The 9,407-nt window shown below is 33.4% G+C and carries 11 protein-coding genes; 3 read left to right on the forward strand and 8 right to left on the reverse strand.

The window, feature by feature from the left end; translation table 11 throughout:
* Nucleotides 1-49: 49 nt before the first annotated feature.
* From ABIQ27_RS01825 to ABIQ27_RS01840, 4 genes are all read right to left on the reverse strand, one after another.
* A complete protein-coding gene (locus tag ABIQ27_RS01825; protein WP_348031512.1) occupies nucleotides 50-502 on the reverse strand; it encodes a hypothetical protein in 453 nt (150 codons plus the stop codon).
* Between the two features lie 33 nt (nucleotides 503-535).
* Nucleotides 536-1,198, reverse strand: a complete 663-nt coding sequence (rpe, locus tag ABIQ27_RS01830) for a ribulose-phosphate 3-epimerase (RefSeq protein WP_348031514.1) — start codon at nucleotides 1,196-1,198, stop codon at nucleotides 536-538.
* A 298-nt stretch (nucleotides 1,199-1,496) separates the two neighbouring features.
* Nucleotides 1,497-2,360: a sigma-70 family RNA polymerase sigma factor gene (locus ABIQ27_RS01835; RefSeq protein ID WP_007137700.1), complete on the reverse strand. Its 864-nt coding sequence runs from the start codon at nucleotides 2,358-2,360 to the stop codon at nucleotides 1,497-1,499.
* 80 nt (nucleotides 2,361-2,440) lie between these two features.
* The gene (locus ABIQ27_RS01840) at nucleotides 2,441-3,400 is read right to left on the reverse strand and encodes a helix-turn-helix transcriptional regulator (protein WP_348031516.1); all 960 of its coding nucleotides are present in this window, start codon (nucleotides 3,398-3,400) and stop codon (nucleotides 2,441-2,443) included.
* A 103-nt stretch (nucleotides 3,401-3,503) separates the two neighbouring features.
* Here ABIQ27_RS01840 and ABIQ27_RS01845 point away from each other — a divergent pair, with 103 nt between their 5' ends.
* From ABIQ27_RS01845 to ABIQ27_RS01855, 3 genes are read left to right on the forward strand one after another with little or no spacing between them, the layout of a single operon-like run.
* Nucleotides 3,504-4,001, forward strand: a complete 498-nt coding sequence (locus ABIQ27_RS01845) for a hypothetical protein (RefSeq protein ID WP_348031518.1) — start codon at nucleotides 3,504-3,506, stop codon at nucleotides 3,999-4,001.
* Nucleotides 4,002-4,011: 10 nt separating this feature from the next.
* Nucleotides 4,012-4,749 carry a hypothetical protein gene (locus ABIQ27_RS01850; RefSeq protein WP_348031519.1) on the forward strand — a complete coding sequence of 246 codons (738 nt, stop codon included), beginning with the start codon at nucleotides 4,012-4,014 and terminating at the stop codon, nucleotides 4,747-4,749.
* A gap of 4 nt (nucleotides 4,750-4,753) precedes the next feature.
* Nucleotides 4,754-5,356 (forward strand): hypothetical protein, encoded by a 603-nt coding sequence (locus ABIQ27_RS01855; protein WP_348031520.1) that lies wholly within the window; start codon nucleotides 4,754-4,756, stop codon nucleotides 5,354-5,356.
* Between the two features lie 57 nt (nucleotides 5,357-5,413).
* Here the strand turns inward: ABIQ27_RS01855 and ABIQ27_RS01860 are convergent, their stop codons facing one another.
* From ABIQ27_RS01860 to ABIQ27_RS01875, 4 genes are all read right to left on the reverse strand, one after another.
* Nucleotides 5,414-6,937 (reverse strand): hypothetical protein, encoded by a 1,524-nt coding sequence (locus tag ABIQ27_RS01860; protein WP_348031522.1) that lies wholly within the window; start codon nucleotides 6,935-6,937, stop codon nucleotides 5,414-5,416.
* Nucleotides 6,927-7,481 carry a sigma-70 family RNA polymerase sigma factor gene (locus tag ABIQ27_RS01865; protein ID WP_348031524.1) on the reverse strand — a complete coding sequence of 185 codons (555 nt, stop codon included), beginning with the start codon at nucleotides 7,479-7,481 and terminating at the stop codon, nucleotides 6,927-6,929. The genes ABIQ27_RS01860 and ABIQ27_RS01865 overlap by 11 nt, the downstream gene beginning before the upstream one ends.
* A gap of 12 nt (nucleotides 7,482-7,493) precedes the next feature.
* Nucleotides 7,494-8,798, reverse strand: coding sequence for a hypothetical protein (locus tag ABIQ27_RS01870; protein ID WP_348031526.1), 1,305 nt, complete (start codon nucleotides 8,796-8,798; stop codon nucleotides 7,494-7,496).
* A 122-nt stretch (nucleotides 8,799-8,920) separates the two neighbouring features.
* The coding region (locus ABIQ27_RS01875) for a S1 RNA-binding domain-containing protein (RefSeq protein WP_348031527.1) at nucleotides 8,921-9,407 on the reverse strand (487 nt) is incomplete at its 5' end.

Genomic DNA, 9,407 nt, shown 5'->3' on the forward strand with positions numbered 1-9,407 from the left:
TTAAACCTTTATGATCTGTTCTGCAACGGATAAAAAACGGAAAGTAAATTCATAACTTGTTGTATAACTTATCAATTTGTTTTTGGGTTAACCATACAGTTGTCCCACTTTCTTCTCCATTATTATAGCTTATCTTCATCTTCACGCTGGCAATATTCATCGCCTTTGTAAATTGAAGGCTAACTGTTTCATTGGGTAATTCAATCTTAATATCTTCTTTTGGTAAATTTGTAAGGCCATCTTTGATGACTTCGTAGAATCCTTCAAATGCGCCATCAATATCCTTAAAGCTAAAGGTTTTGAATTCAGCTATTTGGGGCTTATTGTTGTTCTGATATTTAAAAGTAACCAAGTCACCGGTTTTCGTAATTTCCATGGTACTTATAGTCGGTGTTCCCACCTTACCAATAAGAATTGGTTTTGCTTCAGCTTTAGCAACCTTTATTTGGGCATTGGTTGCAAGGACAATGAATAGAAACGATAATGATAGCAGCTTTTTCATAGTTTTGCTTTTTAAATTTACGTTATTTATAGATTAAAAACTTGTCAATTTCTTCAAATCACTAATAGTCTTTGTTGGGTTTTCTGCTTTGAAAACAAAATTTCCCGCTACGAGCACATCTGCACCAGCTTTTACTAATTTAACCGCATTTTTATCGGTAACTCCGCCATCAATTTCAATTAGAGTTGAAGCATTTTTGCGATTTATCAAAGCTTTTAGCTTTTCAATTTTGGAATACGTGTTTTCAATAAAAGACTGACCGCCAAAACCTGGATTGACACTCATAATACATACCATATCGATATCGTTTATGATGTCTTCTAATAAAGCAACGTTTGTATGTGGATTCAGCACAACTCCGGCTTTCATACCTTCGGCTTTTATGGCTTGTAACGTTCGGTGTAAATGCGTGCAGGCTTCGTAGTGAACGGACAAAACATTGGCTCCTAAAGCTGCAAAAGCCTTGATATATCTATCAGGGTCAACAATCATTAAGTGTACATCAATTGTTTTCTTTGCATGTTTGGTTATAGCTTCTAAAACCGGCATTCCAAAAGAAATATTCGGAACAAAAACACCATCCATAATATCGATGTGAAACCAGTCGGCTTCACTGTTATTAATCATTTCGATATCGCGTTGCAGATTAGCAAAATCGGCAGCAAGAACAGAAGGTGCAATAAGAGTGTTTTTCATGTTGTAGTGTTGTTTTGGCAAAGATAGAAAAAGTTTCTGTTTTAACAATTGCGTGAAGGATTGGAGCAAGTGCCATGCACTGCGGAAAGCCAGACCCGAAGGGGCACGCCCAAATAAATTTGATGAGAATCTGAAACGAGTTCAGATTAAAAAAATAAAACTCCGGTAATCAGCCGGAGTTTCAATCATCAATCAAAAAACGAACAGTTAATCAGACTGTTGTTATTGTTAAATTCCAATTTTTTAAATTCCAAATTCCAATGTTGAATTTTGGGTATTGTTTTTTGGAATTTTGGGTTTAACCCAAGTATGTTTTTAAAATTTTACTTCTTGAAGTATGTTTTAATCTGCGGATTGCTTTTTCTTTAATTTGACGCACACGCTCACGGGTTAAATCGAAAGTTTCTCCAATTTCTTCTAAAGTCATTGGGTGTTGATCGCCTAAACCAAAATACAAACGTACAACATCTGCTTCTCTTGGTGTTAGAGTTTCTAAAGAACGTTCAATTTCTGTACGCAAAGATTCGTGGATTAATTCTCTATCAGGATTTGGAGATTCACCAGAACGTAAGACGTCATATAGGTTAGAATCTTCTCCTTCAACAAGAGGTGCATCCATTGACAGGTGACGACCAGAGTTTTTCATAGACTCTTTTACATCATTAACTGTCATATCTAATTCTTTTGCAATTTCTTCAGCACTAGGTGGACGTTCGTTAGATTGCTCTAACAAAGCGTACATCTTATTTATTTTATTGATTGAACCAATTTTATTCAAAGGCAAACGAACAATACGTGATTGTTCAGCTAAAGCCTGAAGAATAGATTGACGAATCCACCATACAGCGTAAGAAATGAATTTGAAACCACGAGTTTCATCAAAACGTTGAGCCGCTTTGATCAAACCTAAATTTCCTTCATTAATTAAATCTGGAAGTGTTAAACCTTGATTTTGGTATTGTTTAGCTACAGAAACGACGAAACGTAAATTGGCTTTTGTCAATTTTTCTAACGCTTTTTGATCTCCGGCTTTAATCTTCTGAGCTAACTCTACTTCTTCGTCTGCAGTAATTAAGTCAACTTTTCCAATTTCTTGTAGGTACTTGTCTAGGGAAGCAGTTTCACGATTGGTTACCTGCTTGGTGATTTTGAGCTGTCTCATTAATTTGTCTCCTTTACTTTAAAGTGTTCAGGTGGTTGTACGTTACAATTTTGGAAAAGTTACAAAAAAATAATTATTTTTTAAAATTGAATATCAACCTGATTGTTTAATTTTTCTATATAGTAATCAATTTTTCTATCAGCACGGTTGAAAAATTGGTTTTGATCTCTAATTCCGGCTTGGTTTAATAGTTTTGAATTGGCAATCTGCTGATTAAAGAACTGATGTACATTTTCGCAGCTTTCTTTGTGGTCAGTAATAAAATAACCTAATAAAGTATACGGGATAAACATAGTTAGTTTTACTTCTGATTTAATAAGAATGTTGTTGTTTAGTAAAATTAACTCGTTGTAAAAAAATGAATAATTGGAATCAGGTTTGTTGGATTTGTTTTTTACAACGCTTAACATTCTCTTTATGTCTAAAAATAATGCCATAGCATTTTTAAAGGAAAGCAGGCCAGCTTCATAGAAATAAGAGATTTGCTGCAAACTACTATTTATGGTTGTGTCGTTCCAAATCTCAATGACTTTTACATTTTCATAAATCTTTTTTAGCTTTTGCATATGTTCCATAAAAGATTCGTCTATCACAAAATTCTCAAATGTTTCTTTTGACTGGCTTTCATTTAGCATAGAAAGCCAAACATATGCCTTGAATTTTGACACAATTGTTCCTTCCATAAAATAGAATAGCGGAATATCTTTAGCAGAGTAATATAAAACGGAATGTGGAGAATTGGTCAATTCGGTGATTTGAATGGCAGAATTTTTAAAATACAGCAACATCTCTTTCAAAGAAGTAATCTCTATCGTCTTTTCTATGATGACTTTTTCTTTCTGTGCAAAAAGAGCATCCAAAGAAATGTTGTAATGATTGGCTAAGGTCACAGTTTCTTCAATAGAAAATTTGCTTTTTCCAGAAACACGTCTATGCGCTGCATCATAACTAATATTCAGGATAGTCGCAATTTCATCATTCAGCGAAGCTGCCGAAAGCTGTTTCCGAATTGCCTTTAAAAGAAGTTCTTGATTGTTCATAATTTGTGATTATCACAAATATATAAAATTATATTATTGTTTATTGCAAATTTATGTGTGATAATCGCAATACGTTTGTCTTGCAATCTTAAAAATAAGAACTATGAAAAATCCAATAATATTAATTAGCCTTTGTTTTCTGCTTATGTCTTGTGCATCTGAAAAGAAAATCAAGAATCGCGATTTAATGAAAATCGATAGTTCACTAGACAGAACATTCAGCAATAAAGATTTTACAAAACAGAATAAAACTTTAACGAGCTTGTTTGAGATGAATAGATTAACAGACAAAGAAATTAATCTAAGTTTTGATAAAGAAGGCGATTTGAAAATCAGTTATAAAGATGCACTCGGAGGTGACAGATTCAGATGTTTTAACGGAAAGTTTAAAAGAAATTTTTTTGAAGTCTATTTAGAAAAAAAACGAATTCCGTTTCCACCCATTTATTGGATTACACAAGTTAATCGACTAAGGATTTCGTTAGATAAAGAAAATAATTTAATAATTGACAGCTACTTCAATCATTCAGGTATGATTTTAATGATGGCAGCAGGATCTAGTAATAAAGAGCAATTTATTTTTAAACCAATAATTAAATAAAACTAATAATATGAAAACAAAATTTTTATTTCTTTTGATGATACTATCATTAAAAGGATTTTCGCAAGACAACATTAGCATACAAATCACCCCTTTAAAGACACAGGCTTTCAGTCTATCTCCAATGTCCAGCAAACTTCAGAAAGTAAATGGATTAGTTTTTGGCTTAGGCCACATTGACAACAAAAAAATCAGCCGTCAAACAATCAATGGCTTAAATCTTGAAGCCAATCCTGCGCCTATTGCAGGAGCATTTGCAGCTTTCTTGATGGTTATGTATTTACCTGAAATCATTAAGAATGGCGGGAAGCAAAATGATACTTTAAATGGAGATCTCTATTTAAAAGTGGAGGATTGGGATAAAACGCCTTTTTTGAAATTAAACGGAATCAGTATTAGCAGTGGCTGCTTTTTTGTACCTACAAGCATGAACGGTTTAAATATTTCTTTTGCCAATAAATTCAAAAATTTCAATGGTTTATCAATCGCTCCATTAGGAACTATGTCTGATAGACAAACTGGAGTTTCCGTTGGATTGGCCAATGTTAACAATGATATGAATGGTTTTACTGCTGGTTTTTACAATCAGTCACTCAAATTAGATGGATTGCAAGTCGGAATTATAAATTTTGCCAAAACGAATCATGGGTTGCAGGTAGGACTCTTCAATAGATCTTATTCCAGAGGTTTTCAGGTTGGAGTTTGGAACGTTAACAAAAAAAGGTCTTTGCCTTTTATAAATTGGTAACATCATGAAAAATATATATTTTTTGATCGTAGTTCTGGTTTCTGGTTTTAGCTTTGCGCAAAATACTAATGATTATGAGCGCGTATATGTTGAAGCCGGATTTGTACAGCCAATAGGAAAACTGGCCAATCAGTTTGATATGTCACCCTCTTTTGGTTTTTGGTTCAGAAACAGGCTTGTAAAAACTGATTTTATTGATTTTGGCTTTAATTTTTTCATTCCCAAAAATCCTGCAATTGTCAATGTGAATTATCAGGATTCTATAATTCAGTATAAATCGAAACATTTCGGAATAAATATAGGTTCCCGATTTGCAAAGGTTATTCCAATGTCATTAAAAAACAACAATTGCAATGTTGAATGGAACTCTGGAATTGGTATTGCGATAAATGTTTACAAAGCTCCTGAAGAAATCCATTTTGAAGGAGATGAGCATAGTGAAGAAGTGTTTTCCACCTTTTATATTTCTCAGGGAATAAAATTCAATTACAAAAATATTGGACTCCAGTGTCATTATCAGTTTTCACCTTACGGATTATTCAACCAACGAATAGATAATGATTATGGCTCTCAAAGCCTTATGTTTGGAATTGTTTACCGTCAATAAAACAAAAGCCCTAATTCAAATTGATGAACCAGGGCCTTTTACCACAATTATAACTAACTATTTATTATTGAAACAATATCGGATTCCGGTATGGATTCCAAAAACATAGGGTTTGAAACTACTATTTGAAAATGCTTTTATTTGGTAATTGAACATTGGCTCGACAAAGATTTTCATGTCTTTGAACAGCGGATAATCCATCTCTAAACCAAGATTCACAGAAAGAGATGTATCTGACAAATCTTTTGTCTTTCCAATTTCCTGACTATATCCATTCTCGGTTTTTATGATTACTACATTGTCATTCAGATACAAATAACTAAAACCAAAGCTTGATTTGAGTCCAATTTTTTTATCCAAAAATTTGTATTTAACTTCTAACGGAATTTCGGTATACGATATTTTTTGTGTGATGTCCATTCTTTGTGAACCATTGGATTCGGAATAAATGGTTTGATTTGATATGTTTGGATTGTAACTAATTCCATTATAATTTCCCGCACTTCCTGCATTGACAACTATTGCGGCGTTTTTGGTGACATAACTCATGTTGGTTTTGTGAAACCCAATTCGAACCGAAATTTTATCTGATAAATCATAAGTCAATCCAATGCCATAACTGAATTTAATTTCTGATTTTTTCGGAAGTGAATCCAAACGGCTGTCAAGCGTTGAGCCATTGGAGAAATAACCGTTTAAAGTTGGAGAAACAAAGACATCGACATAAAATTTATGATAAACTTTTGCGCTATCCTTGCTTAAAGAATCTTTAGGTTCTAAATTGATTTTAGGCTCTTTTTTCTTTTTGGCAATAAGAGAATCTTTTTTCTTTGATTTTATTTCTGAAAGCAAATCGCTTGTATTTTTGCCTTGCAATGAAGAAAGATCTAAAACAGTTGTGTCTTTTTTAGTCACATTTGTTTGAGTCAGAAGAAGTTTCTCTTTTTTGGCAGATTTTTTCTTTGACTTTTTGGTTTTAGCTTTCAGGAATTTTTTCGATTTGCTTTTTCCTGATTTAGATGTAATCTTGGAATGGTTTTTCTTTTTTAGTTTAGAATTGACTCTTTCATTGCTTTTCCCTTTAAGATTAACCGCATTTTTTCTGCTATTATTGTTTGAAGAATTTTCTAAATCAGCAGTATTTCTCTTGCCAGCTGAATTTCCATTAGTGAGACTATTCCCGTCATCAGTTACATTTTTACCATCAACACTGCTGTTTTTATTTGTGCCAGTTTCGCTGGAGTTTTCATCCGAATTTGTGTCATTCGTAGCCTCTGTATCATTTGCATTATTTGAGCCATTCACGACATCATTTTTATTTGCATCATTGATTATAATAGTTTCATTAGAATTCTTTAGTGAATTCAAATTACTTTGATTGTAAAAATAAAATGCTGCCATTGAGCCAAGAAGCAATATTCCTAGGGTTTTTCCCCAAAAGAAAAAGAATGCAGTTCTTCGTTTTTTCTTATTTTTTTGAAGTTCTTCGTTGATGCCGGTCCAAACTTCTTCTCTTGGCATTTTGTCCAATGAATTCAGCTTATCGTTTATTGCTTTTCCTATATCTTTTCTATTTTCCATATTTCATATTTATAGTATGGACAGATTTGTTTGTTTTAATTTGTTCTTTTAAAATCATTTTGGCCCGATGCAAATTTGATTTTGATGTTCCGACACTTATATTCAGCATTTCAGCTATTTCAGAATGTGAATAATTATCTAATTCATATAAACAAAAAACCAGTCGGTATTGATCCGGCAGGTTTTGAACTAATGCCAAAATATAATCTAATGAATAGTCATCCAATTCATTTTCTTCAATTTCTGTATCCGGGAAAGTTTTATCGCTTATCGAAATTAATTGATATGATTTTTTATAGCTGTCAATGGCTTTATTGATGGTGATTCTTTTCATCCAGCCTTCAAATGAACCGTTCCCTTTATATTGTTTGATGTTGGTGAAAATTTCTATAAAAGCATTGTGCAAATTGTCTTCGGCTTCAGCTTCGTTTTGACAATATTTGAGGCACAACACAAAAAGAGTCTTCTTATACAAATGGTATAACTCTGCTTGCGCCTTGCTGTTCTGCTTCTGGCAGGATTTTATTAAATCTTCTATTGTCAAAAAATAATTTTTTTAAAAATAACGAATGCATCTAACTTTTACAGTATTTAAAGCCGGAACCTTTAAACTGATGACACTTTCCCCAGTTGTGAAGTCTATTGTTTTTACTGTAGTTGCATCATTTTCAGTTGAACTCCAATAAATTGTATTCGAAAAATTGCCTAAACTTTCCAGATGTAAATTGGTATATAATAAAGCCAATTCATCTTCTGAAGGTAAAAACCAGTCCTTTCTACCGTTTAACTGATAGCCTAAAGATTCTTTGGCCGCAACCGTTCCATTATTCAAATTACTGCAAACAATCGGATTGGTGTAATAATTGGTTAAAATATCATGAAAATTTAATATCGCGCCAGTATTGAAAAGCCCTTTTCCAATAAGGCTGCTTTGCGAGTTTGCAATCGACGAAGTCGCACAACCCCATTCAAAATAAGCTAAATCAGCCGGAGCAGCTTCGGCATAACGCCATCCTTCGGTATATGAACCTTTGTCATAAAAAATGATTCCACCAGCTGGACCAGCATCTCCGATAGCAAAAGGTGTTATATCCTGACATGCTTTTTTTAGATGCACGTTTTTTGGCAAATTTTGAATGATGATTTCATCGCCGTTCATTTCAACTTTTCTATCAAAATTCCAATCTAAAGCTACTTCTGATGTGCCTTCCAGATTTATATTCATATGAAACTCATCATTGACAAATAAAAATGTCCAACTGCCATTATATATTTGATCATTGTAATATAATTTGATTGTTCCATCAGGATTGGCATCAAAATAACCGCCTAAATATTTATTATCACCTGTTGCGTCATATTGAACTTTCCATACACACGGCGTTATTATTGTCGTTGAACCACCAAACAAAGTACCGCAATAAGTAATAATATCTTCTCTTGAACAACTGTCAATTGCTAGTTTCAATTCGGAATTATTATTGACGATGAATTCCGTTCCATCAGCCAGTGTTGTTGAAATTGGGTAACTAATACTTATAGATTGATCAGCAGGAAGAATGCTAAGAAACGCACTGAAATTGTCATCTCCTACTATAGATACAGTGCCAATCTGCTCTAAGCTTGAATTGTATATCAATAAATGAATCGGATATATAAAGTCGATACAAACAATGTCGGTCATTGGGTCGTCATCTTCAGTAGTCACACGATTCAATAAGTCAAATAACTCTGAATCTTTCTGAATCAAATCTTCAGCATTCGGATAGGTAATTGTGTCGTCAAGGTCTTTACAGCTATTAATAATAAGGGACAAAAAGAGTAGAATAAAAATTTTCGGAACAAGGTTAGAATTTTTCATAATTATCGGTGTTTAAATCAAAGTCTGGAAAAAAATGAAAAGGTTGCGTTGCCAATGAAAATAAAAGTAAAAACCCCGATTCAAAATCTTGAATCGGGGTTTTCTATAAACTAAAAAACTAATTAGTCTTTTTTATCTTCTCTTGGAGCTCTGTCGTCACGTCTTTCAGGACGTGGTCCGCGGTCTTCTCTAGGAGCAGCATTCTCATCTCTTGGAGGTCTTGGTAAAAGTGCTTTTTTTGACACTTTTTCTTTTCTTGTTTTTGGATCCATACCAAGGTATTTTACCAAGAACACATCGCCCATTTTCACTACATCGGAAACATTTTCTGTGCGTTCCCAAGCTAATTCTGAAACGTGTAACAATACTTCGTTTCCTGGAGCTTCTGTATATTCTACAACGGCACCAAAATCTAACATTTTAATTACTTTCACTTCATAAGCTTCACCCATTTGTGGTTTGAAAGTGATGGATTCAATTTTAGCTAATACTGCTTCAATACCGGCAGGATCAGTTCCTAAAATTTCAACAACACCCTGCTCATCAACTTCGTTGATAACGATTGTACAACCAGTAGCTTTTTGCAATTCCTGTATCACTTTTCCACCA

Source organism: Flavobacterium sp., assembly GCF_039916025.1.
Taxonomy (GTDB): Bacteria; Bacteroidota; Bacteroidia; order Flavobacteriales; family Flavobacteriaceae; genus Flavobacterium.